Here is a 23400-nt window from a genome sequence, read left to right on the forward strand (position 1 = left end):
ATAGTACAAAAGTGAAGAAACCCGCTCGCCGAGATGGCACACCGGATCGCAACAACAAGAAGCAGCGCCCCACCAGGTCGGAGACCGGAGGACGCACCAGGTCGGAGACCGGAGGACGCTCGGACAGGGCCGAGGCCGGTCATCGATCAGGCAGGCCCGACGCCGCGAAGGGCAAACCCGGCAGGCCCGACCCTGCCGCGAAGAACAAGCGTGGCAAGCCCAAGTCGGCCAAGCCGCAACGCGCACAGGCCCAGGCCCCCAAGATCAGCAACGCCAAGCCGGCCCGGCACCAGTACGCCGACGCCGATCGGCCCGTCGGCCCGCCGCAGGGCGACGGCATGCGCCTGCAGAAGGTTCTCGCTCAGGCCGGCGTCGCGTCGCGTCGTGCGGCCGAGGAACTGATCTCGCAGGGTCGTGTCGAGGTCGACGGCCGCATCGTCATCGAACAGGGACTGCGCATCGACCCCGAGAACGCGGTGGTGCGGGTGGACGGAGTCCGCGTCGTCGTCCAGAAGGACCTGGTTCACCTCGCCCTCAACAAACCCCGTGGCTGGCAGTCGACGATGTCGGACGACCTGGGTCGCCCGTGCGTCGGTGACATCGTCTCCGAGCGGGTCGCCGCCGGTCAGCGGTTGTTCCACGTCGGTCGGCTCGACGCCGACACCGAGGGACTGCTGCTCCTCACCAACGACGGTGATCTGGCGCATCGGCTGATGCACCCGTCGTTCGAGGTGTCGAAGACGTACCTGGCGACCGTGTCGGGGGCTCTCGAGCGCGGCGTCGGTAAGAAGCTGAAGGAGGGGGTCGAGCTCGAGGACGGACCGGCGAAGGTCGACACGTTCACGCTCCTCGACATCAACGAGGGCAAGTCGCTCGTCCGGGTCACGCTGCACGAGGGCCGCAAGCACATCGTGCGCCGCCTGTTCGACGCCGTGGGACACCCCGTCATCCGGCTCGTTCGGACGGACATCGGCGCGGTCGCGCTCGGCGACCAGCGGCCCGGCACATTGCGCGTTCTGGGTCGCGGCGAGGTCGGCGGTCTCTACGGGGCGGTGGGCCTGTGAGTGCCTCGTCGCTGGTCGTCGCGATGGACGGCCCCTCCGGAACCGGGAAGTCGAGTGTCTCGAGGATGCTGGCGCAGCGACTCGGCGCCCGGTACCTCGACACCGGAGCGATGTACCGCATCGCGACACTGCACGTGCTGCGCAAGGGCGTGGACCTCACCGATCCCGCCGCGATCGCCGACGCGACCGCCGGGTTGCCGTGGTCGATCGGAACCGACCCGGCGGGCGAGCAGGTTCTGCTCGACGGCGAGGACGTGGGGGAGGAGATCCGCGGCGACGCGGTGACCAAGGCCGTCTCGGCTGTCTCCGCCGTTCCCGCGGTGCGCGAACTGCTCGTCGCGGCGCAGCGTCGTCTCACGGGCGAGACCGAGAGGATCGTCGTCGAAGGCAGGGACATCGGCACCGTCGTGCTTCCCGACGCCGACGTGAAGATCTATCTGACCGCCTCGGCGGAAGCCCGGGCCCAGCGCCGAAATGCGCAGAATCTCGCGGAAGGACGAGGCGACGACTACGCGGCCGTACTGGCCGATGTGCAGCGTCGTGACCACCTCGACTCCACGCGCGCCGTGTCGCCGCTGCGGCCGGCCGACGATTCCGTGCTGGTCGACACCAGCGAACTCGGAATCGACGACGTGATCGGCAGGTTGCTGCTGGTGGTAAGCGAAAGAAGTGGAGCAGGGCAGTGACCGAACAATTCACCACCGAGTTCGCAGGCGACGGCACCTGGAGTGAGGAATCCGACTGGGAGGTCCTCGACCTCGAAGACGGCGGCGACGGGGAGGCCCACGTCCCGGTTCCGACCCTCGCCGTGGTCGGACGCCCGAACGTCGGCAAGTCGACGCTCGTCAACCGGATCATCGGCCGCCGCGAGGCCGTCGTCGAGGACATTCCCGGTGTGACCCGGGACCGTGTCTCGTACGAGGCGAACTGGAGCGGACGCCGGTTCATGGTGCAGGACACCGGCGGCTGGGAACCCGACGCCAAGGGCCTTCAGCAGTCCGTGGCCCGGCAGGCGGAGCTGGCGATGCAGACGGCGGACGCGATCCTGCTCGTCGTCGACGCCGTCGTCGGCGCCACCGCGACCGACGAGGCCGTGGCCAAGGTGCTGCGCCGGTCCAAGACGCCGGTTCTGCTGGTCGCCAACAAGGTGGACGACGGCCGCACCGAATCGGAGGTGGCCGCACTGTGGTCGCTGGGGCTCGGGCAGCCGCACTCGGTGAGTGCGACGCACGGCCGCGGTACGGGCGATCTTCTCGACGAGGTGCTCTCCGCCCTCCCGGAGACCCCGCGCGAGGGCATCCCCGGCGGCGGACCGCGTCGTGTGGCCCTGGTCGGGAAGCCGAACGTCGGGAAGTCGAGCCTGCTGAACAAACTGTCGGGCGACGAGCGTTCGGTGGTCCACAACGTCGCGGGCACCACCGTCGACCCGGTCGACTCGATCGTGGAACTCGGCGGCAGGCCGTGGCGTTTCGTCGACACCGCCGGTCTGCGCAAGCGGGTCAGCCACGCCAGCGGCGCCGAGTTCTACGCGTCGCTGCGGACGAAGAGCGCCATCGAGGCCGCGGAGGTTGCGATTCTGCTGATCGACGCGTCCGAGCCGATCTCCGAGCAGGACCTGCGCGTGCTGAGCATGGTGGCCGACGCCGGCCGGGCCCTCGTCATCGCGTTCAACAAATGGGATCTCGTCGACGAGGACCGCCGACTTCAGCTCGACCGCGAAGTCGATCGGGACCTGGTGCGGGTGCCGTGGGCGCAGCGCGTCAACATCTCGGCGCAGACGGGACGTGCGGTGCAGAAGCTGGTGCCCGCACTCGACACGGCGCTGGAATCGTGGGACAAGCGCATTCCGACGGGCAGGCTCAACACGTGGCTCAAGGAAGTCGTCGCCGCGACGCCGCCGCCGATGCGCGGTGGCCGGCTGCCTCGCGTGATGTTCGCCACGCAGGCCGGGACGCGTCCGCCGACGTTCGTGCTGTTCACGACCGGGTTCCTGGAGGCGGGCTACCGCCGGTTCCTGGAGCGGCGCCTGCGTGAGGAGTTCAATTTCGACGGCAGTCCCGTCCGCATCTCGGTGCGGGTGCGGGAAAAGCGTGAGCGGCGGAGTCGTTGATCCGACAGAATGCGCTCTGACCAGGCGATTAGCGTTACGGACTGCCACTGATGTAATCTCATCGAGCACCTGAACGAGGGTGCGGACGGGCTGTGGCGCAGCTTGGTAGCGCACTTGACTGGGGGTCAAGTGGTCGCAGGTTCAAATCCTGTCAGCCCGACCAGATGATCAGCGAAGGCGGTTTCCCGGAAACGGGGAGCCGCCTTTTCTGTGTCTCGGGCGCGGGACTCACGCGGTGACGATGACGGGGTCGCCGATCTTGGCGTTGTCGTAGAACCACCGCGCGTTCTCGGTGCTGAGATTGATGCACCCGTGGCTGACGTTCTCGAAGCCCTGCGAACCCACCGACCACGGTGCGGCGTGCACGAAGATCCCGCCCCACGTGATGCGGGTGGCGTATTCGACGTACAGGCGGTAGCCCTCCTCGTCGTCGATCGGGACGCCGTATGTCGACGAGTCCATGATCATGTCGCGGAACTGCTCGATGACGGGGAACGTTCCGAGCGGGGTCTCGTATCCGGGTTTGCCCATCGACGCAGGCATCGTCTGCACGATCTGGTCGTTGACGCTGACGGTGAACTGGTGCGTCGTCGTGTTCGCGACGGCGACGAGAGCGTCACCGACCTGGAACTGCGACCTCGCGCCCGCAGCCTCGACGGTCACCCCGGTGTGCGCCGGCCAGAAGTGGTCCGGGCTCCATTGCAGGGTGCGGTCGTCGATCCAGGAGAACTGCCCGGGCACCGGTCTGGACGGGGTGATCCGGACACCACGCTCGGCGAGCGTGCGATCGGGTACCGGAGACGTGAACCGGACGACGACGGGGTGTGCGATGCCGACGACCTGACCGCTCGCCGGGGAGAGCGCCGGCGCGAGGACCTTGCCGGTGACGGCCGGGGCATGCGCCGATGCGGTTGCGCTCACTCCGCACACGGCGAGTGCCGCGAGTACCGAGACGAGGAACAGACGTCCGACCTGCTGCGCTTTCCACATGCCGTCCAGCCCTTCAGAGACTGTGAGCGTCATTTCAGTTAACCACGGCGATATCCGACAGCGGAACCGGTAAGACTGGGTGCATTACGCGCGTCGGAGGGCCGCGGGGCGACGCGTCGTCGTCGGGATCGACAGCGCGGCCGGAAGCATCGGCGATGTGACCGCGGGCAGGCCGCGGCGCGAGTACTGTCGGAAACCGGCAGGTCACGGAAACGGGAGGCTGGCATGGCTGGACGGTTCGAAGGCACTGTGGTGATCGATCGCCCCATCGAGGAAGTGTTCGAGTATCTCGCCGCCGGGGTCAACGACCGGGAGTTCAGCCCGCGGGTCCAGGAGATCGTGAAGAAGACGGACGGTCCTCCCGGAGTCGGCACCGTCTTCGTCAGCACCGTCAAGGACGCGGGGATGACCACGAAGCGCGAGTTCGAACTCACCGAATTCGAGGCGCCGCGGAAGATTCGCTGGGCGGAGCGATCGAAGAACTCCGTGATCGCGAAAGAGGGCGGTTACGACCTCGAACCGTCCGGCGCGGGCACCAAGGTGACGATCTTCAACGTGTTGGAGGGTCACGGAATCGGAAAACTGATCGCGCCCCTCGCGCTTGTCGCGGCCCGCAAGGACGCACCCGCATTCGCGCAGCGAATCAAGGCCGCCGCGGAGAAGTAACCGCCCCTAACGCGCCGGAACGACGAGTGCCAGTATCTGCTCGCCATTGTCGCTGAAGTAGTAGTGCAGAACGCCGTGGAGAACCCGGAGTTCTGGGCGATTTCCGGAGGGCTGGTGCGGGCGTAGCCGAGTTCCGAGAGGGTCTGAACGCGGCCTCGGCGAGTTGATCCCGGCGTTCGGCGAATGTGTCGACCTGGCGGCACGAGACCCGGTCGGCGTTCTTCTCGGCAACGGATTCAAAGTCGAATACGCTGTGATCCACACCACAATGCGAACAGCGGCTCGCGACGTGGTTTCCGCGAATCGTCTCCGTGCGAAGGCAGGTCGGAATGAGCGTGCGTGATCTTGCAGGTCGAAAAGCGCTGGTCACCGGTGGTGCGAAGGGGTTGGGGGCCGGAATGGCCGCCGCTCTCGCCGAAGCCGGTGCTGCGGTCGTGATCGGCGACGTCCTCGAGGAGGAAGGGCGCACGACTGCCGACTCGCTCGGGAAGTCCGGTGTCGACACCGGATTCGTGACCCTCGACGTCACCGACGACGGCAACTGGGAGCGCGCCGTCGCTGCCACCGTGGAGCAACTCGGCGGGTTCGACCTCCTCGTCAACAACGCCGGCATCGAGATCTCGTCACTCGTGGTCGACATCGACCCCGCCGACGTCCGCCGGATGTGCGACGTGAACATCCTCGGCGTCGCGCTCGGCCTGAAGCACGGTCTGCGTGCGATGCGTCCCGGCGGTGCCGCGGGCGCGGGTGGGTCGATCGTCAACGTCTCCTCGGTGGCCGCCACCATCCCGTTCCCCGGAATCGCCGGCTATTCGGCCACCAAGTCCGCCGTCGACCGGCTCACCCGGGTCGCGGCGCAGGAAGCGGGAAAACTGGGATACGGCGTCCGCGTGAACTGCGTGTACCCCGGGCTGGTCGCCACGGAGATGGGACTCGGGCTGGCCGCCGACATGGAGCGGCTCGGACTGTGGCCCAGCGCCGACGCCGCAGTCGCCGACGTGATCGGCCTGACCCCGCTCGGGCGGCTCGGTGAGGTCGCGGACATCGCCGACACCGTCGTCTTCCTGGCCTCCGACGCCGCCCGCTTCGTCACCGGAATCGGACTGCCGGTCGACGGCGGCATGGGCATGTAACTCGACCGCTCCGGCTCTCTCTCCGAATTCACCGAAAGGCACGTCATGACCGACAAGAAGCCCGTCATCGTCTATGGGGTCTCCGGGTACACCGGGCGGCTCGTGTGTGAATACCTGCGCGAGTTCAACATTCCGTTCATCGCCGCCGGCCGGGACAAGAAGCGAATTCAGGAAGTGGTCGACCGGATCCCCGGCCTGGACACCGTCGACCACGAGGTCGTCGAGGTGGAACACACCGTTCCGGCGCTGACGGAGCTGTTCAGCGGCGCGCGGGTGGTAAGCAACATGGTGGGCCCGTTCATCAAACACGGCGCCGTCGTCGTCGAGGCGGCCCTCGCCGCGGGATGTCACTACACCGACACGACCGGGGAGCAGGACTGGGTTCTGGACGTGCAGGAGAGATTCGGCGACCGGTACGCCGAGGAGGGGCTGCTGCTGTCTCCCGGCGTCGCCCAGATGTACACCACCGGCGAGATCGCCGCGAACATCGCGCTGGAGACGCCGGGGCTGGACACGCTCGACATTCTGGTGCTGTGGAAGGGTTTTCCCACCTACGCGTCCACCCAGACGATCTTCACGATCCTCAAAGCCGACTGGTACTACCTGGAGCAGAACCGGTACGTGAAGTGGGACCCAGGTACCACTTTCGACGTCGTGGTGCCGGGACAGCACCAAATGGCCCTCGCCCTGCCGTGGGGCGGCACCTGCCACCCCGTGTGGTTCAAGGACGATCCGCGGGTGGCGAACGTGAAGGCGGCCGGCGGCGTGTTCGACCGCTCGGTGATGGAGGGGGTCGTCGCGACCCAGAAGATGGTCGAGGAGCAGATCAAGACCCTCCCCGCGGACGAGCAGGACGCGGCGCTCGCGGAGATCGCCGGCTCCGTGCAGGCGGGGATGCCGCCCAGGGAGAACCCACGCGTCAACACGTCGCTCGATTCCGTGTACGCGTCGGGTCCACTCGGCCGGGCGCACTGCGTCATCCACGGCAACTGCAACTACAAGCAGACGGGTCTCCTGCAGGCGTACGCCGCGCACTCCCTGCTGCAGCAGCCGCCGAAGCGGGTGGGACTGGCGTCGGCGTGTCAGGCGTTCGGGCATCGCGAACTCCTCGGAGCTCTGCGCAGTTTCGGCCTGGTGATGGAGCCGGTTCTCACCGTGCAGAGCTGATCGTCCCGGCCGCGAGTGGCAGGAGGACTGCACCATGCGCTTGACCGACTACCTCGACAAGGGAGCCTCGCTCGGCCCGTCGTCGCCGTGTCTGACGATGGGCGAGCGGACGCTGTCGTATGCGGACGTCCAGGACCTGAGCCGGCGGGTCGCGGCGGCGCTGGCACGGTCGGGGATCGGCGCGGGGGACAAGGTGGCCGTGCTGTCCGGCAACGACCCGACCGCGTTCTCCTGCGTGTTCGGGATCAGCCGGGCGGGGGCGGTGTGGTGCCCGATCAACCCGCGGAACGAGGCCGCGGAAAACAGGGACCTGCTCGACCTCTTCGACTGTCGCTGCCTGATCTTCCAGAAAGCGTTCGCGCCCTTGGTCGATCGGATTCGGCAGCAGCTGCCGCTGCTCACCACGCTCGTATGTCTCGACGGCGACGAGGCGTACGCCGACTCCTTCCACACCTGGCTGGGGACCGAACGCCGCGACGCCGAGCCCGTCGACGACCTCGCGCTGATCGTCGGTACCGGCGGGACGACGGGACGGCCGAAGGGGGTGATGCTCACCGGCCGGAACATCGAGACGATGTCGGCGCTGACCCTGATGAGCTACCCGTTCGACGGCAGACCGGTGTACCTCGCCCTCGCGCCACTGACCCACGCGGCGGGTGTCCTGTGCTTTCCGATCCTCACCCTCGGCGGGCAGGTGGTCATCCTGCCCGCGCCCGACCTCGGGCAGTTCCTCGCGCACATCGAGCGGGACCGCGTCACCCACACGTTCCTTCCGCCGACCCTGATCTACATGCTGCTCGACCACGCCGACCTGGAGACGACGGACCTCGGTTCGCTGCAATGCTTCTGGTACGGCGCGGCGCCGATCTCGCCGACGCGGCTGAGCGAGGCGCTGACCCGGATCGGGCCGGTGATGGCCCAGCTGTTCGGACAGAGCGAGGCGCCGATGATGATCGCGACGATGGCGCCGAAAGACCACTTCGACGAGAACGGCTCGGTGGCGACCGCCCGGTTGAGCTCCGCGGGCCGACCCTCCCCGCTGGTCACCGTCGCGATCATGGACGGGCAGGGGACTCTGCTGCCGGCCGGGGAACGAGGCGAAGTGGTCGTGCGCAGCTCACTCGTCATGGCGGGGTACTACAAGAATCCCGTTGCGACGCAGGAGGCGTCGGCACGCGGCTGGCATCACACGGGCGACATCGGGTACCTCGACGAGGACCACTTCCTGTACATCGTCGACCGCGCCAAGGACATGATCATCACCGGCGGATTCAACGTCTATTCCGTCGAGGTGGAACAGGCGCTCATGGCGTACCCGGGCATCCAGGACTGCGGGGTGATCGGGCTCCCCGACGAGAAATGGGGCGAACGCGTCGTCGCCGTCGTCCAGACGCGACCCGGACACCCTGTCGATGCCGACGCACTCACGGCGTTCGTGAAGGCGCGCATCGGCAGCGTGAAGACGCCGAAGGAGATCCTGGTCTGGCCCGACCTGCCTCGTTCCAAACTCGGGAAGGTCCTGAAGACCGAGATCAAACAGCAGTTGCTCGGCTGACGGCCGACGTCCGGCACGCGCGCCTCGAAACGCGGGGGACCGGAACGTGGGATTCGCGGTGAGTGGCGATACTGTCGGGTGATGGTGAATGGGCACGTACTCAGCAGGGAACGGCTCGCCGACGCGCTGGCACGCTTCGAACCACGGATCGTGGACCCGACGAACCGGCGGTCCGCGGCGGTCGTGATCGCCGTGATGAACGACGGTGCGGACGGTCAGGCCGTTCCGCTGACCATGCGCCCGAGCAAGATGCGTGCGCATCCGGGGCAGTTCGCGTTGCCCGGTGGCGGGGTGGATCCGGGCGAGACCGGCGAGGACGCCGCCCGGCGCGAACTGCACGAGGAACTCGGCCTCGACGTGGAGCCGTCCGCGGTGCTCGGCAGACTCGACGACTACGTCACCCGCTCGGGGTACGTCATCACGCCGTACGTCGTGTGGTCGGAGCAGTCGATCACCTCGCTCGTCCCCAACCACGAGGAAGTGGCGGAAGTGTTCTCGGTGGGCGTCGCCGAGATCGACGCCGAGCCGCGATTCGTGGAGATCCCGGAATCGTCGAAACCGGTGATCCAGTGGCCGTTCCGGCGTCACCTCGTGCACGCCCCGACGGGCGCGGTCGTGTACCAGTTCCGGGAGGTCGCACTGCACGACCGGCACACCCGGATCGACGGTTTCGACCAACCCGTCTTCGCCTGGAGGTAGGGCCGCCACGCCCGCCGGGTTTGCGACTAATCTCACAGTCCGTGACCTTCTTCGAGTCTCTCGCCCGCAAGCTCGACCGCACCGGCGTCGACCCCGTCGTCTGGCACGCCCCTCCGCCCCCTCCGCTCACCGGAGTGCTCGCTCCCAACGGAGTGCTCGACGGCGTGCACCGCTGGGCCCTGCCCACCGGTGAGGGACCGGAGGACGTGGCCGTCGATCACGACGGCCGGGTGGTCACCGGAGGCAACGACGGCCGGATCTGGCGGTTCGACAGCCGCGGCGACGCCACCGAACTCGCGAACACGGGCGGGCGGCCGCTCGGCGTCGAGGTCCTCGACGACGGCCGGTACCTGATCTGCGACGCCGAGCGCGGCGTGCTGAGGGTGGACGAGAAGGGGCGCGTCGACGTGCTCGCCGACACCGCGGTCGGGCGCCCGCTCGTGGCGTGCAACAACTCCGCTGTCGGCCGCGACGGTGTCGTGTACTTCACCGACTCCTCCGCGCACTTCACGATCGCCGACCACCGTTACGACCTTCTCGAACACCGAGGGACCGGCCGCCTGCTGCGTCTCGACCCGCGGACCGGGGAAACCGATCTCCTCGCGGAGGGACTGCAGTTCGCCAACGGCGTGGGACTGGCCTCGGACGAATCGTTCGTCCTCGCCGCCGAGACCGGCTCGTACCAGATCTCCCGTGTCGACCTGACCGGGCCGTCGCAGGGCCGGACGTCCGTGTGGGCCGAGAATCTGCCGGGCATCCCGGACAACATGACGTCCGAGACCCGCGACGGGCTGTTCTGGGTGGCGCTCTACAGCCCGCGGATGCGGCTGCTCGACCTGCTCGCGCCGTACCCCGCGCTGCGCATCGTCGCGGCGAACCTGCCCGATGCCGTCCAGCCGAACCCGGTGCACGCGGGCTGGGTGGTCGCCCTCGATCGGCGCGGCGAGATCGTGCACAGCCTGCGCGGCGGCAAGGGCAGCTATGCACCCGTTACCGGTGTGCGGGAGCACGACGGGTGGCTGTACCTGGGAAGTCTGACCGCGGACGCCGTCGCGCGGGTTCCGCTCCCGCCACGACCGGACATCGCTGCGGGCGAGTGAGAAGGGCCTGACCTGATCCGATGGATTCTCCGGGGGACGATCGGCGGACCACCGCCGCGGTTGTGGAAGAGTGGCGAGAGCGGTGCGACGAGCGCCCGAGAACAGGTCCGCACTCGACGCTGGGGAGATATTGGTGAATTCGGTGGACCGGGACACTGTGCGGTCGGACCGGATCATGACCGTCCCGAATCTCCTGAGCGTGGTGCGCCTGCTCGGAGTGCCGCTGTTCGTGTACCTGCTTCTCGTCACGCACTCCGACGGGTGGGCCCTCGCGATCCTCATGATCAGCGGCTTCACCGACTGGCTCGACGGCAAGCTCGCCCGGATCCTCGACCAGTCGTCGAAGCTGGGTGCGCTGCTCGACCCGTTCGTCGATCGCCTCTACGTCGTCACGACGCTGGTGACGTTCGTCGTGCGCGGATTCATCCCGTGGTGGGTGGCGGCGATCCTGATCGGCCGCGACGCCGTTCTCGCGCTGACACTGCTGATCTACCGGCGGCGCGGACTGCCACCCCCCGACGTGATGTACCTCGGCAAGGGGGCCACGTTCCTGCTCATGTTCGCACTGCCGATAACCCTCGCGGCGCAGGGCGACTGGAGCATCGCCGCCGTGGCGGAGCCGCTCGGCGCTGCACTTCTCATCTGGGGCACGGTGCTGTACGTGTGGACCGGGCTGCTCTACACCGTCAACGCGCTGGCCGTTGCGCGCACCGCTCCCGCGCGAGGATCGGGCGGCGACCAACGCGAGGTCCGCTGATGACACGAACCGAGTCCGGCGTCCGCAGGAATCCGGTGCCGTCCCTGCTGCAGTCTCTGATGAACGATCATCTGGACCCCGGCTACGAGGGCGCGGCCGAGGATCGCGAGACCGGCCATTCGCGGCAGACACGGGTCGGTCGGCAGGTGTGGATCGCGATCGGCGCACTGCTCGTGGGCCTGGTGCTGTCGATCGCCTACCGCCAGGCCACCGAACGCATCCCGGGCACCGAGCAGGTGCGGACCGAACTCCTGAGCAAGGTGCAGGACGCGGAGGACCGGGCGGGCGCCCTCGCGGCAACCCGGGACACGTTGTCGGCGCAGGCCGACGACGCCCGCGCCGCCGCGCTGGCCGGCGACGCCCGCGGTGCCGCACTGCTCGACGAGCTACACGGGCTCGAGGGGGACGCCGGGGTCGAGGCCGTGCACGGTCCCGGACTGACGGTGACGCTCACCGACCCCGCGGCCAAACCCAACCTGTCCGACTCGTCCCAGCGCAGTGTCGGGGGGAAAGCCGTGGTGCTCGATCGCGACCTGCAGTCGGTGGTCAACTCGCTGTGGGCGGGCGGAGCCGAGGCCATCGCGGTCGGCGACGTGCGGATCGGCCCGTCGGTGACGATCCGGCAGGCGGGCGGCGCGATGCTCGTGGACAATCAGCCGGTGTTCTCGCCGTACGTGGTCTCCGCCATCGGCCCGCAGGGGCCGATGCAAACCGGATTCGTGGTGAGCGACGCCTACCTGCGGATGTCCAGCGTGGCGCAGTTGTACGGCATCGGCTTCGCGGTCGCGGAGGCCGACGACCTCCACTTGCCCGCCGCGCCGGCGCGGGAAGTGCGGGCAGCCCGGGAAGCAGGAACACGATGACAACGACGGAGTCGGATGGAGGCGTCACACGAATGAAGGCAGCGCTGAAGGGCGGATCCGCGATCTACGGGGTGCTCGCCCTGATTGTGGGGATCGTGCTGGGAGTGGTGTTCAGCCCGCAAGTGCCCGATGCCGTGCAGCCCTACCTGCCCATCGCCGTCGTCGCCGCGCTCGACGCGGTGTTCGGCGGATTGCGCGCCTACCTCGACGAGATCTTCGACTCGAAGGTGTTCGTCGTCTCGTTCGTGTTCAACGTCCTCGTCGCGGCGCTGATCGTGTGGCTCGGTGACCAACTCGGTGTCGGAACCCAACTGTCCACCGCGATCGTCGTCGTGCTCGGCATCCGCATCTTCGGCAACGCGGCCGCGCTGCGGCGGCGTCTGTTCGGGGCGTGATGGCACCGTGAGCGGGCACGAGGGCAGACACGAACTGCACGGCAACGAACCCACGACGTCGCGGCGCTCCCACGTGGTCTTCGCGCTGCTGGCCGCGCTCCTGCTCGGCGGGCTGGGAATCGCGATCGTGACGCAGGTGAAGAACACCGGGTCCGGCGACACGCTCGACTCGGCGAGCCCCGCGGATCTGCTGGTCGTGCTGGACACGCTGAATCAGCGGGAGGCGGCCCTGCGGCAGGAGATCGCATCGCTGGAACAGACCTTGGCAACCCTGCAACAGAGTGGCAGTTCCGGGGCGGCACTCGACGAGGCGCAGGCCCGGCTGACGGCCCTGTCGATCCAGGTCGGGAGCGTACCGGCCACCGGCCCCGGCGTGACGATGCGCATCACCGACCCCAACAGGGGCGTCGGATCCGAGGTCCTGCTCGACCTCGTCCAGGAATTGCGCGCCGCCGGCGCCGAGGCCGTCCAGATCCAGGGGGCCGACGGCCCGCCCATCCGGATCGGCGTCGACTCCTGGGTGTCCGGTTCGGCGGGCGGGGTGTCGGTGGACGGCCGCAAGGTGAACGCCCCCTACGGAGTTGTCGCCATCGGTGATCCGCCGACTCTGGCGGCGGCGCTGAACATTCCCGGCGGGGTCGTGGACACCGTCGCGCGCAGCGGTGGACAGTTGACGATCGAACAATCGCAGCAGGTCACGATCTCCGCCTTGCGGGAGGCGAAACCTCGCCAATACGCTCAGCCCGGAAATTGATCTTCGCATCCGCCCGCGGATTGCCATCGAAAGGACGCCACTGTGAGTGAGCTCGAAATCCCCGCCGATCGTCGGTACACCGCCGAACACGAGTGGGTCGAGCGGACGGGGCCCACGACGGTACGCGTCGGCATCACCGATTTCGCGTAGTCCCAGCTCGGCGACGTCGTGTTCGTGCAGCTTCCCGCGGTCGACGAGGACGTGACGGCGGGCGAATCGTTCGGCGAGGTGGAATCCACCAAGAGCGTCTCCGACATCTTCGCCCCGCTGACGGCGAAAGTCGTTGCCGCCAACGCTGATCTGGACGGCAACCCGGAACTCGTGAACTCCGCCCCCTACGGGCAGGGGTGGCTGGTGGAACTCGGCGTCGACGACGAGGCGACCCTCGACGCCGCACTGGCCGAAATGCTGGACGCCGCCGGGTATGCAGACATCACGGCAGGATAATTTCCCGTCGAACACGCGAAGCGGTAATCGGATAGTTTCGGAAGGTGCCGACAGCCCGGAAAACGGGGTTGCCGGGGAGATCCGCTGTCGGAATACCGGTTCGTAATGTACTGGCGGCCTGTCTCACTACACGCACCGGCGTGCGCAGGGTACGGTCAATGTTGAACGCATGTGCCGTGTCGGGGCGCAGGTCCGTAGTTTGAATGTGATCGTGGGAGTTTGCACAGAAGTTAATGTGCACGGGAACCGAATTATGTAGTACCGAGTGGCATTGCGTAGTCCAGCGAATCTTGCTGGATGATCGAACTAGGAGGAGAAACGGTGAGCGAGAACGGCAACGACGCGGTCTATGGGGAGACGCCGGCGGAAACCACGTCGGTCTTCCGCGCGGACTTTCTCAATGAGCTCGACAACTCCTCGGCAACCCAGGCTCCGGAGGCTCCGGTGTCGGGTGTGGAGGGACTGCCCGCGGGCTCTGCTCTGCTCGTCGTCAAGCGTGGACCGAACGCAGGGTCGCGCTTCCTGCTCGACCAGCCGACGACGTCCGCAGGACGGCATCCCGACAGCGACATCTTCCTCGACGACGTGACGGTCAGCCGTCGTCATGCGGAGTTCCGCCAGGAGGACGACGAGTTCCAGGTGGTCGACGTCGGCAGCCTCAACGGCACGTACGTCAACCGCGAGCCGGTCGACTCGGCAGTCCTCGCGAACGGCGACGAGGTGCAGATCGGCAAGTTCCGGCTGGTCTTCCTGACCGGACCCCGGACCACGGCCGGTGGGTCGCAGATCGGTGAGACGTCAGCTGGTGCGGGTAGCCAATGACCGCGGTGCGGCAGCAGCAGGCGCATTCGGGGATGTCGATCGGCTCCGTGCTGGATCGACTGCGCCCCGATTTTCCTGATGTGACGATCTCGAAGATCCGGTTCCTCGAAGCAGAGGGTCTCATCAGCCCGCAGCGCACTCCCTCGGGGTATCGGCGATTCTCGATCGCCGACACTGAACGACTGCGCTACGTCCTGACAGCGCAGCGCGATCAGTATCTGCCGCTGAAGGTCATCAAAGAGCAGCTCGAGGCCATCGACAGAGGTGTGGCCACGGTCGGCGCGGGCGATTCTTCGCCGCGCCGGCCGCGCGCGCTCACCGTGGCCCCGGGCGAAGTGTCCCCGGAGGAGTTCCGCACCGACCGCGAGGTGCGGATCAGCCGCGACGATCTGATCTCCCGGGCCGGAATCGACGAGAAGTTTCTCGGCGAGCTGACCCGGGGCGGCCTGGTCGTTCCCGGGCCGGCGGGGTTCTTCGACGAGGACGCGGTGACACTGGCGCGCACCGCGAGGGCGATGTCCGAGTTCGGCCTCGAGGTGCGGCACCTGAGGGCATTCAAGCTGGCCGCAGACCGCGAGGCCGGATTGGTCGCGCAGATCGCCGGGCCCGTGGCCAAGGGCCGCGACGCGGGCGCGCGCGATCGCGCCGAGGAGATGGTGCGCGAACTGGCCGCGTTGTCTCTGACGTTGCACACCTGCCTGGTGAAGTCGGCGGTCCGAGGTGCGCTCGATCGGTGAGGTGAGCTCACCGGTGGTCCCGCTTCGGAACTTCCCAACGACGCTGCGCTCGAACGGCTGTACGGTCGAAGAGCAGACACGAATCGAATAGAATCCTGGTACGGCACTGTGTGCCGCGGACGGACCATTGCAGGGTGGAGGCAGACGCGATGAGCGAAATGCACGTGATCGGAGTTCGTGTCGAGCAGCCCCAGAACCAACCTGTCCTGCTGTTGCGGGAAACCGACGGCGAGCGGTATCTGCCCATCTGGATCGGGCAGACCGAGGCCACGGCCATCGCACTCGAACAGCAGGGTGTCGAGCCGGCGCGCCCGCTGACCCACGACCTGATCAAGAACCTGATCGAAGCGTTCGGCCGCACCCTGAAGGAGGTCCGCATCGTCGACCTCCGCGAGGGCACGTTCTATGCCGACCTGGTGTTCGACCAGAACACCCGCGTCTCGGCCCGCCCGTCCGACTCCATCGCCATCGCACTGCGCATCGGGGTCCCGATCTTCGCCGAGGAAGCGGTGCTCACGGAGGCCGGTCTGGTCATGCCCGACGAGCGCGAGGACGAGGTCGAGAAGTTCAAGGAATTCCTCGAGTCCGTGTCGCCGGACGATTTCAAGGCCACCGACGGCTAGTTTCTCCTACGGAAGAGCCGCTTGCGCAGTAACGGTTGAGGTTCTTCCGGCGCGTTGCGTTGACCCCGTCTCCTCGGAGTCATAGCGTTCGGTGCAGTGATTTTCTGCCCTGCAGATTGTATCGGGCGTACGCTGAGTAGGTTCAGGGTACGGACTTGCTCGATGTCACTGGTGGCGCTTGCGCCGCTCGACGTGCTGCGGATTGCCGCGGACACTGGCGACGCGCGTCACAGGCGCACTGATCGTCGGGTTCAGTGCAACATGCGAGAGGGAGTAGTCAGTGGGAGATCGGCCGCAGGAGAATGCGCTGAATCTTGCGCCCGGCGACAACGTTGCCGAGCCCGAATTCAGCTCCGAGGAGATCCAGCCGGGTCTCTTCCCGGACGATTCGGTGCCCGACGACCTGGTCGGATACCGCGTCCCCATCGCCTGCCAGATCGCGGGAATCACCTACCGTCAGCTCGATTACTGGGCTCGCACGTCCCTTGTGGTGCCGTCCATCCGCGGCGCGGCCGGGTCGGGTAGCCAACGGCTGTACTCGTTCAAAGACATCCTCGTTCTCAAGATCGTCAAGCGCCTGCTCGACACCGGAATATCCTTGCAGAACATTCGCGTGGCCGTCGACCACCTCCGGAAGCGCGGAGTGCGGGACTTGGCCAAGATCACACTTTTCTCGGACGGGACCACGGTCTACGAGTGCACGTCCGCCGAGGAGGTCGTCGATCTGCTCCAGGGCGGGCAGGGTGTGTTCGGTATCGCGGTCAGTGGTGCCATGCGCGAACTGACCGGCACCATCGCCGATTTCCCGGCGGAGCGCGCCGACGGCGGCGAGAGCGAGCAGAGCCCCGAGGACGAGCTGGCGTCGCGGCGCAAGAACCGCGCGAGCCGCAAGACGGGCTAGACCACAACCCCGGAACCCCGGCGCTGGTGGCGCCGCCGTCTGTGCTCGTGACATAGACTGGCGGTGCGTCGACGCCGTGCGGGAGAGTTCCGGGCACTGCATGCACAGCAGCATCGTGTGTGCGGAAGTTCGGGCGCCGAAGGAGCAACACCTCCCCGTCAATCTCTCAGGCACACAGGACCGTGCGGGCTCCGACGCCTCTGGAAAGCGGTGGGAGCACCCACCCGCCCACGGGGAAAGGGCTGTCCTCGCACGCGAATGACGGTACCGAATCTCTCAGGCGCTCGATCCGAGCAGGCGACAGAGGGGGAGGGGCGTTCCGCAGAGCGGGGCGTGTCCTGATCCTCCGAACTGCTTGGGAGTTGTCGTGATCGACGCTGGAAGCCGTACATTCGCCGATCGTCATGTCGGCCCGAACGCTGCGGAACTCGCGCACATTCTCGAACTGGTCGGAGCGGATTCGCTCGACGACCTGGCGTCGAAGGCCGTTCCCGCCGTCATCCTGGACGGGGTCACGGGCGGCATCGCCGACGGCCTCGACGCCCTGCCCGCACCCGTCTCCGAACACGAGGCGCTCGCCGAACTGTCCGCACTCGCCGCGCAGAACACCGTGGCGACGTCCATGATCGGACTCGGCTACTACGACACCCTCACCCCGCCGGTTCTGATTCGGAACATCATCGAGAACCCGGCCTGGTACACGGCCTACACGCCGTACCAGCCCGAGATCAGCCAGGGCCGCCTCGAGGCCCTCCTCAACTTCCAGACGATGGTCGCCGACCTGACCGGCATGGAGGTCGCGAACTCGTCGATGCTCGACGAGGCCACCGCCGCCGCCGAGGCGATGACGCTGCTGCGCCGGGCGAGCAAGAGCAAGTCCCCGCGGTTCGTCGTCGACGCCGACCTGTTCCCGCAGACGCTGGCCGTCGTCGAGACCCGGGCCGAGCCGCTCGGCATCGACGTCGTGGTGGCCGACCTCTCCGCCGGCCTGCCGGACGGCGACTTCTTCGGCGTACTCGGGCAGATGCCCGGCGCGTCCGGCCGCATCGCCGACTACACCGACGTGATCGCCGCAGCCCACGAGCGCGGCGCACTGGTCGCGGTCGGGGCGGATCTGCTGGCGCTGACTCTTCTCACCCCACCCGGCGAGATCGGGGCCGACGCCTGTTTCGGGACCACCCAGCGGTTCGGTGTCCCCATGGGCTTCGGTGGCCCGCACGCCGGTTACCTGGCCGTGCACACCAAGCACGCACGACAGCTCCCCGGCCGTCTGGTGGGCGTGTCCGTCGACGCCGACGGCGACAAGGCGTACCGGCTGGCGCTGCAGACCCGCGAGCAGCACATTCGCCGTGAGAAGGCGACCTCGAACATCTGCACCGCGCAGGTGCTGCTGGCGATTCTCGCCGCCATGTATGCCAGCTACCACGGTGCCGAGGGCCTGAAGGCGATCGCCCTGCGCGTGGCGAACACGGCACACTCCCTGGCGGCCGCACTCCGCAGAACCGGGGTCGTCGTCGTGCACGACCAGTTCTTCGACACGATCCTCGTACGCGTCGACGGCCGGGCCGCGGACGTGGTGACGAAGGCGAAGGACGCCGGCATCAACCTGCGGCTCGTCGATGCCGACCACGTCGCCGTCGCGTGCGACGAGGCCACCACCGACGACGACGTCGCCCGCGTGCTGGGAGCGTTCGGCGGCGACGGCGCCGTGGCCCCCGAGACGGGCACGTCCGTTCCGGACGCGCAACTCCGCGGATCCGACTACCTGCAGCACGAGGCGTTCACCCGATACCGCACCGAGACGGCGATGCTGCGCTACCTGCGGGCATTGTCGGACAAGGACATCGCCCTCGACCGCAGCATGATCCCGCTCGGTTCCTGCACGATGAAGCTCAATGCGACCGCCGAGATGGAAGCGATCACCTGGCCCGCCTTCGCCGGACTGCACCCGTTCGCGCCCACCGGGGACACCCCGGGAATTCTCCGCATCATCAAGGACCTCGAGAACTGGCTCGTCGCGGTCACCGGCTACGACGCGGTCAGCCTGCAGCCGAACGCCGGCAGCCAGGGCGAGTACGCCGGGCTGCTCGCGATCCGCAACTACCACCTCAGCCGCGGCGACGATCACCGCGACACCTGCCTCATCCCGTCGAGCGCTCACGGCACCAACGCCGCGTCGGCGGTCATGGCCGGGATGCGGGTCGAGGTCGTCGCGTGCCGCCCGAACGGTGACGTGGACCTCGACGACCTGCGGGCGAAGATCGCCGACCACGCCGAGCGCCTCGCGGCGATCATGATCACCTACCCGTCCACCCACGGTGTGTACGAGCACGAGATCGCGGACATCTGCGCCGCCGTCCACGACGCAGGCGGCCAGGTGTACGTCGACGGCGCCAACCTCAACGCCCTGGTCGGTCTGGCCCGGCCCGGACGGTTCGGCGGCGACGTCAGTCACCTCAACCTGCACAAGACGTTCTGCATCCCGCACGGCGGCGGCGGCCCCGGTGTCGGTCCGATCGGTGTGCGGTCGCACCTCACACCGTTCCTGCCCGGACATCCGCTCGCCCCGGAACTCGGCACCGCGGGCCCGATCTCCGCGGCCCCGTACGGCAGCGCGTCGATCCTGCCCATCACCTGGGCGTACATCCGGATGATGGGCGCCGTCGGACTGCGCCGCGCCAGCCTGACCGCCATCGCGTCCGCCAACTACATCGCGCGCCGCCTGGACGAGTATTTCCCCGTCCTCTACACCGGCGAGGGCGGAATGGTGGCCCACGAGTGCATCCTCGACCTCCGGCAGATCACCAAGGACACCGGTGTGACCGTGGACGACGTCGCAAAGCGCCTCGCCGACTACGGTTTCCACGCTCCGACGATGAGCTTCCCGGTGGCGGGCACGCTGATGGTGGAGCCCACCGAGAGCGAGAACCTCGAAGAGATCGACGCCTTCTGCGAGGCGATGATCGCGATCCGCGCCGAGATCGACCGCGTGGGCTCGGGGGAGTGGACGGTGGACGACAACCCGCTGCGCGGTGCCCCGCACACGGCCGGCTGCCTGGCGGCGGAATGGAATCACCCCTACACCCGCGAGACGGCGGTGTTCCCCCGAGGGAAGGCCCGGCCGAAGGTGTGGCCCGCGGTGCGGCGCATCGACGGCGCGCACGGCGACCGCAACCTCGTGTGCTCCTGCCCGCCGATCTCCGCGTTCGAAGGAGCATGACACCGGAGGGCCGTCCCGCTTCGGCGGGGCGGGCCCTCCGCGATCAGTCCGCGCGCACCAGTTCGAGGATCGTGATCTCCGGTGGGGCGCCCACCCGCACGGGCGGGCCCCACGCGCCGACGCCGCGGGTCGTGTACAGGACGGTGTTCCCGATGCGGTCGAGTCCCGCCACCGACGGCTGCTGCAACGGCACCAGATAATTCAGCGGCCACATCTGGCCGCCGTGCGTGTGCCCCGACAGTTGCAGGTCCACACCGAGATCCGACGCCTCCAGGGCCTGCCGCGGTTCGTGCGCGAGGAGCACGACGAACGTCGACGGATCGCGTCCCGCGAGCGCGGCGGGAAGGTCCGGCTCGTACGGCGCCGGCGACGAATAGTCGTGGATACCCGCGATGTCGATGACGCCGCCGCCGCGGGCGATGGTCGCGTGCTCGTTACGCAACGTCCGGATGCCCAGTCCGTCCCACACGTCGAGCCACCGGCCACCGTCGTCGGCGTAGAACTCGTGGTTGCCGCTGACCCCGAACACCCCGAGCGGGGCGTCGAGGTCGCCGAGCGGCTGTAGATCGGGCGCAACCTTCGCGACGGTGCCGTCGACCAGATCGCCCGCGATCGCGACGAGATCCGGCCGCTCCGCGTTCACCAGATCGACCACCCGCTGCGTGAAATCGACCCCTCGTGCCGGGCCGACGTGCAGATCGGAGACGAGCGCCACACGCACACCGTCGAACTCGGCGGGGAGACGCTGCAGCGGAACCCGGACCCGCACGATCCGCGGTCGAGCGGCCTCCCGCACCCCGTAGCCGGCGGCGCCGACAGCACCCACCACCACGACCGCGGTGGCGATGCGCAGACCACGTCGACGCGACAGGTCGACCTGGTCGTCGCGCCCTCTGCCGCGCAGGCGGGCGAACAGCCGGGTGAGCAGCGACACCAGGGCGACCAGGAGAAGTCCGAGTACCAGATAGAACATGGCGCCGAGCCACACCCAGCCCACCCAGCCCGGTGGACGCGCCCACCCCGGGTCGAAGGCTTCGCCGCTGCCCACGCCGATCACGGCGAGAACCCACAAGGCGACGAGGGTCACGTCGACGACCACCGACCAGGGACGCCCCACACCGGTGGCCCGGATCAGCCGCCGATGAAGCCACCAGGTGACGAGCGCGAGGAAGACCGCGAAGACCACGAGCCTCGTCACGACAGCAGCTTGCTGATCGCGGTCGGCAACGCCGCACCGTCCGAGGACGCGACCTTCTCCAGAGACCCTCCGGTGCGATCGGCGAGTGCCTGCAATGTGTTGAGGTCCGGATTCTCGCCGATCGTCACCACGTCGATGCGGACCGGCTTCGACGTACTCGAGGCTGCGGCGATGGCGGACAGCAGATCCGCGCGCGCGACGGAGTCGTCGTTGGCGCCGTCGGTGACGAGCAGGACCGAATTGGTCCGGCCCGGCGTGTATCCGTCGACCGCGCTCTTGTACGCGGCCTCGAGCGAGGTGTAGGTCGAGGATCCGGTGGCGGACGTCGCCTTGGCGAGCCGGGCGTCGAGGGCCTGCCTGCGGGTGCCCTCGGTGAATCCGCCCGCCGACAGGGGACCGGTGGCGACCACGGTCGTGTACGGCCGGGACCCGTCGAGGGTGGTGCTGTACTCCCACAACCCGAGGTTCGACGAGTCTGGGGAACGATTCACGTGGGCGGCCAGCGCCGCCGTCGTGTTCGCCAGTCGCGTCGACGTCCCTTCGCGTTCGCCCATCGAACTGGACACGTCGAGCAGGACGGTGGATGTGCGCGGCGAGATCGGATTCCGGATCACCTGCATCAGCTCGGCCGCAGCGGCGGCGTCCGCAGGAACCAGGGTGGACTCGAAACCGGGGAAGGCCAGCGCGGTGTCGTCGGGGCGGGCGAGCCCCTCGACCCGGAAACCGGCGTCCGCCAGGACCTGCGCCTGTTCGGGTCGACGGACGAATTCCGCGAACTGCGCGGCGGCACGGCTCTGCGTCTCGTCCACGGACGGGCCCGCCAGGACGGCCGCCGGGTGATCTGCCACGGGTGTCGGGCCTTTCGGCATCGTTGCGGTGATGTCTGCCCCGGGTGCGTCGCGCAGAACCTGATAGATCTGCTGTTCGGTGGTCGCGACCGCATGGACGTCGGAGGTGGCAGGGTCGCCGGGCTCGGCGAGCGCGGTGAGTGCCTCCCGCGTCGTCGCGGGTTTCGTCCCCGTCGATGCCTCGTAGCCGAGCGCCAGATCGGTGAGTGCCGACGTGACGGGAAGGGAACGCGCCTGCTCTTCCGTCACCGGACCGGTGCTGCTTCCGGTGACGGCCGCAGCGACCGCTTCGACGGCCATCTCCGTGCTCTCGGCGCCGGGGCCGACGGGGAGTGCCAAGCCGAGACCGCCCCAGCCTGGAAGACCGAGAGTCCCGAGGGAATCGCGCCCGGTCTGGAGGGACGGCAAGTCTTTCCAGTCGAGCGCCGTCGTGCCCGGTGCGTTCGCGAACGCCGTCCGGACGGCGAGGACCACCGGGCTGGTCGCCAGCGGACGTGCCTCACCGCTGATGACCCCGGTCGCCGACACCTGCTTGACCGAATGCGAGCCGGACGGAATCCACAGCGCGGGGCGGGGGCCGTATGCCTCCGCGTCCCACGGGCCGTCGGGGCCCGCAGACAGGGCGTCGCGCACGGTGTCGGACGCGACTGCGGTGACCGTCACCGACACGCACTGGTCGCGGATCACCGGCGCCGTCTCCGTGTAGCGGTCGGCGAGGGTCTGCAGCTGGGGTGCGATGTCGGGGTCCGCCGCGACCGCGAGCACCGATTCGCCTTCGACGCAGGCGCCGGCGGCCGCCGCTCCCTGATCGTTGATCCGGTCACGCAGTTGGATCCAGCCCAGCACGCCGAGCACGAGCACGACGACGAGACCGAGCGCGATCACAGGCCCCTTGCTGATACCCCTGGCGCGCGATTCGCCGCGATGCTGCCCCACGTGCCTTCCAGCCCCTGTCCGACGAGTTCGACGTTGACCCTCGCAGTGTAGTGATGCGCGGGGTCGCCCCCCTGACACGTGAGTGGCAAAGCGTGTGGGGGCACGCTTTGCCACTCACCTGGGGGACGGGTCAGGCGTTGGCGGCTTTGTATTCGCGGCGGCGGCGGTGCAGGATCGGTTCGGTGTAGCCGGAGGGCTGGTTGGTGCCGTCGAGGATGAGTTCCTTGGCGGCCTGGAACGCGATGTTGGTGTCGAAGTCCGGGGCCAGCGGCCGGTAGGTGGGGTCACCCTGGTTCTGCCGGTCCACCACCGGCGCCATCCGTTGCAGCGAGGCGACGACCTGGTCGGCGGTGACCACGTCGTGCCGGATCCAGTTCGCCAGCAGCTGGGAGGAGATGCGGAGGGTGGCGCGGTC

At 68.3% G+C, this 23400-nt stretch carries 21 protein-coding genes, 1 tRNA gene, 3 pseudogenes and 1 riboswitch; of the genes and pseudogenes, 20 read left to right on the forward strand and 5 right to left on the reverse strand.

The window, feature by feature from the left end; all coding sequences use genetic code 11:
• Positions 1–11 precede the first annotated feature (11 nt).
• From ACFTZB_RS10395 to ACFTZB_RS10410, 4 genes are all read left to right on the forward strand, one after another.
• Positions 12–1064: a pseudouridine synthase gene (locus ACFTZB_RS10395; protein WP_378431438.1), complete on the forward strand. Its 1053-nt coding sequence runs from the start codon at positions 12–14 to the stop codon at positions 1062–1064.
• Positions 1061–1750, forward strand: a complete 690-nt coding sequence (gene cmk / locus ACFTZB_RS10400) for a (d)CMP kinase (protein ID WP_378431439.1) — start codon at positions 1061–1063, stop codon at positions 1748–1750. Before ACFTZB_RS10395 ends, cmk begins: the two co-directional genes overlap by 4 nt.
• The gene (gene der, locus ACFTZB_RS10405) at positions 1747–3174 is read left to right on the forward strand and encodes a ribosome biogenesis GTPase Der (protein ID WP_378431441.1); all 1428 of its coding nucleotides are present in this window, start codon (positions 1747–1749) and stop codon (positions 3172–3174) included. The genes cmk and der overlap by 4 nt, the downstream gene beginning before the upstream one ends.
• An 86-nt stretch (positions 3175–3260) precedes the next feature.
• A tRNA-Pro gene (locus tag ACFTZB_RS10410) sits at positions 3261–3337 on the forward strand.
• 65 nt (positions 3338–3402) lie between these two features.
• Here the strand turns inward: ACFTZB_RS10410 and ACFTZB_RS10415 are convergent.
• Positions 3403–4164 carry a L,D-transpeptidase family protein gene (locus tag ACFTZB_RS10415; RefSeq protein ID WP_378431461.1) on the reverse strand — a complete coding sequence of 254 codons (762 nt, stop codon included), beginning with the start codon at positions 4162–4164 and terminating at the stop codon, positions 3403–3405.
• Between the two features lie 225 nt (positions 4165–4389).
• On the opposite strand from ACFTZB_RS10415, the gene ACFTZB_RS10420 reads away from it, so the two are divergent.
• Complete coding sequence (locus tag ACFTZB_RS10420) at positions 4390–4830, forward strand: SRPBCC family protein (RefSeq protein ID WP_378431442.1); 441 nt, start codon at positions 4390–4392, stop codon at positions 4828–4830.
• Positions 4831–4863: 33 nt separating this feature from the next.
• On the opposite strand, the pseudogene ACFTZB_RS10425 reads toward ACFTZB_RS10420, so the two are convergent.
• A pseudogene (locus tag ACFTZB_RS10425) lies at positions 4864–5092 on the reverse strand (TetR/AcrR family transcriptional regulator); the annotation flags it as partial.
• Between the two features lie 67 nt (positions 5093–5159).
• On the opposite strand from ACFTZB_RS10425, the gene ACFTZB_RS10430 reads away from it, so the two are divergent.
• The 15 genes and pseudogenes from ACFTZB_RS10430 (at position 5160) to gcvP (ending at position 20003) form a co-directional block, all read left to right on the forward strand.
• Positions 5160–5963 carry an SDR family NAD(P)-dependent oxidoreductase gene (locus ACFTZB_RS10430; protein ID WP_378431444.1) on the forward strand — a complete coding sequence of 268 codons (804 nt, stop codon included), beginning with the start codon at positions 5160–5162 and terminating at the stop codon, positions 5961–5963.
• Between the two features lie 45 nt (positions 5964–6008).
• Positions 6009–7130: a DUF5938 domain-containing protein gene (locus tag ACFTZB_RS10435; protein ID WP_378431446.1), complete on the forward strand. Its 1122-nt coding sequence runs from the start codon at positions 6009–6011 to the stop codon at positions 7128–7130.
• Between the two features lie 34 nt (positions 7131–7164).
• Positions 7165–8685, forward strand: coding sequence for a long-chain fatty acid--CoA ligase (locus ACFTZB_RS10440; protein ID WP_378431447.1), 1521 nt, complete (start codon positions 7165–7167; stop codon positions 8683–8685).
• 81 nt (positions 8686–8766) lie between these two features.
• On the forward strand, positions 8767–9384 hold the full coding sequence (locus ACFTZB_RS10445) for an NUDIX hydrolase (protein ID WP_378431449.1): 618 nt from the start codon (positions 8767–8769) through the stop codon (positions 9382–9384).
• A gap of 41 nt (positions 9385–9425) precedes the next feature.
• Entirely contained in the window at positions 9426–10484 is a 1059-nt protein-coding gene (locus ACFTZB_RS10450) for an SMP-30/gluconolactonase/LRE family protein (RefSeq protein WP_378431451.1), read from the forward strand.
• 133 nt (positions 10485–10617) lie between these two features.
• A complete protein-coding gene (locus tag ACFTZB_RS10455; protein ID WP_378431452.1) occupies positions 10618–11241 on the forward strand; it encodes a CDP-alcohol phosphatidyltransferase family protein in 624 nt (207 codons plus the stop codon).
• The gene (locus ACFTZB_RS10460) at positions 11241–12104 is read left to right on the forward strand and encodes a DUF881 domain-containing protein (protein WP_378431454.1); all 864 of its coding nucleotides are present in this window, start codon (positions 11241–11243) and stop codon (positions 12102–12104) included. Before ACFTZB_RS10455 ends, ACFTZB_RS10460 begins: the two co-directional genes overlap by 1 nt.
• A 32-nt stretch (positions 12105–12136) precedes the next feature.
• Positions 12137–12499, forward strand: coding sequence for a small basic family protein (locus ACFTZB_RS10465; RefSeq protein ID WP_005264197.1), 363 nt, complete (start codon positions 12137–12139; stop codon positions 12497–12499).
• Positions 12500–12506: 7 nt separating this feature from the next.
• Positions 12507–13253 (forward strand): DUF881 domain-containing protein, encoded by a 747-nt coding sequence (locus ACFTZB_RS10470; RefSeq protein WP_378431455.1) that lies wholly within the window; start codon positions 12507–12509, stop codon positions 13251–13253.
• 42 nt (positions 13254–13295) lie between these two features.
• Positions 13296–13700 (forward strand): annotated as a pseudogene (gene gcvH / locus ACFTZB_RS10475) (glycine cleavage system protein GcvH).
• Positions 13701–13997: 297 nt separating this feature from the next.
• A complete protein-coding gene (locus tag ACFTZB_RS10480) occupies positions 13998–14522 on the forward strand; it encodes an FHA domain-containing protein (RefSeq protein WP_370183841.1) in 525 nt (174 codons plus the stop codon).
• Positions 14519–15259: a MerR family transcriptional regulator gene (locus ACFTZB_RS10485; RefSeq protein WP_378431456.1), complete on the forward strand. Its 741-nt coding sequence runs from the start codon at positions 14519–14521 to the stop codon at positions 15257–15259. Before ACFTZB_RS10480 ends, ACFTZB_RS10485 begins: the two co-directional genes overlap by 4 nt.
• A gap of 149 nt (positions 15260–15408) precedes the next feature.
• On the forward strand, positions 15409–15882 hold the full coding sequence (locus ACFTZB_RS10490) for a bifunctional nuclease family protein (RefSeq protein ID WP_005264201.1): 474 nt from the start codon (positions 15409–15411) through the stop codon (positions 15880–15882).
• Between the two features lie 280 nt (positions 15883–16162).
• Positions 16163–16783 carry a MerR family transcriptional regulator gene (locus tag ACFTZB_RS10495; RefSeq protein WP_012687890.1) on the forward strand — a complete coding sequence of 207 codons (621 nt, stop codon included), beginning with the start codon at positions 16163–16165 and terminating at the stop codon, positions 16781–16783.
• A gap of 69 nt (positions 16784–16852) precedes the next feature.
• Positions 16853–16976: riboswitch (glycine riboswitch) on the forward strand.
• 174 nt (positions 16977–17150) lie between these two features.
• Positions 17151–20003: an aminomethyl-transferring glycine dehydrogenase gene (gene gcvP, locus ACFTZB_RS10500; protein WP_378431457.1), complete on the forward strand. Its 2853-nt coding sequence runs from the start codon at positions 17151–17153 to the stop codon at positions 20001–20003.
• A gap of 43 nt (positions 20004–20046) precedes the next feature.
• On the opposite strand, the gene ACFTZB_RS10505 is transcribed toward gcvP, so the two are convergent.
• The 3 genes and pseudogenes from ACFTZB_RS10505 to ACFTZB_RS10515 form a co-directional block, all read right to left on the reverse strand.
• Complete coding sequence (locus tag ACFTZB_RS10505) at positions 20047–21201, reverse strand: metallophosphoesterase (RefSeq protein ID WP_378431458.1); 1155 nt, start codon at positions 21199–21201, stop codon at positions 20047–20049.
• Positions 21198–22985, reverse strand: a complete 1788-nt coding sequence (locus ACFTZB_RS10510; RefSeq protein ID WP_378431459.1) for a substrate-binding domain-containing protein — start codon at positions 22983–22985, stop codon at positions 21198–21200. Before ACFTZB_RS10510 ends, ACFTZB_RS10505 begins: the two co-directional genes overlap by 4 nt.
• A gap of 130 nt (positions 22986–23115) precedes the next feature.
• Positions 23116–23400 (reverse strand): annotated as a pseudogene (locus ACFTZB_RS10515) (malate synthase G); the annotation flags it as partial.

Origin of the sequence: Rhodococcus sp. NPDC057014 (genome assembly GCF_042673295.1) — a bacterium.
In the GTDB taxonomy this organism is placed as follows: domain Bacteria; phylum Actinomycetota; class Actinomycetes; order Mycobacteriales; family Mycobacteriaceae; genus Rhodococcus_F.

Bases quoted from the DNA above. Each gene is read 5' to 3' on its own strand.
- ACFTZB_RS10485 (WP_378431456.1), top strand. From the start codon at position 14,519: ATGACCGCGGTGCGGCAGCAGCAGGCGCATTCGGGGATGTCGATCGGC.
- ACFTZB_RS10420 (WP_378431442.1), top strand. From the start codon at position 4,390: ATGGCTGGACGGTTCGAAGGCACTGTGGTGATCGATCGCCCCATCGAG.
- ACFTZB_RS10465 (WP_005264197.1), top strand. From the start codon at position 12,137: ATGAAGGCAGCGCTGAAGGGCGGATCCGCGATCTACGGGGTGCTCGCC.
- ACFTZB_RS10435 (WP_378431446.1), top strand. From the start codon at position 6,009: ATGACCGACAAGAAGCCCGTCATCGTCTATGGGGTCTCCGGGTACACC.
- ACFTZB_RS10480 (WP_370183841.1), top strand. From the start codon at position 13,998: ATGATCGAACTAGGAGGAGAAACGGTGAGCGAGAACGGCAACGACGCG.
- ACFTZB_RS10415 (WP_378431461.1), bottom strand. From the start codon at position 4,164: ATGTGGAAAGCGCAGCAGGTCGGACGTCTGTTCCTCGTCTCGGTACTC.
- ACFTZB_RS10490 (WP_005264201.1), top strand. From the start codon at position 15,409: ATGAGCGAAATGCACGTGATCGGAGTTCGTGTCGAGCAGCCCCAGAAC.
- ACFTZB_RS10445 (WP_378431449.1), top strand. From the start codon at position 8,767: ATGGTGAATGGGCACGTACTCAGCAGGGAACGGCTCGCCGACGCGCTG.
- ACFTZB_RS10440 (WP_378431447.1), top strand. From the start codon at position 7,165: ATGCGCTTGACCGACTACCTCGACAAGGGAGCCTCGCTCGGCCCGTCG.
- ACFTZB_RS10430 (WP_378431444.1), top strand. From the start codon at position 5,160: ATGAGCGTGCGTGATCTTGCAGGTCGAAAAGCGCTGGTCACCGGTGGT.
- ACFTZB_RS10460 (WP_378431454.1), top strand. From the start codon at position 11,241: ATGACACGAACCGAGTCCGGCGTCCGCAGGAATCCGGTGCCGTCCCTG.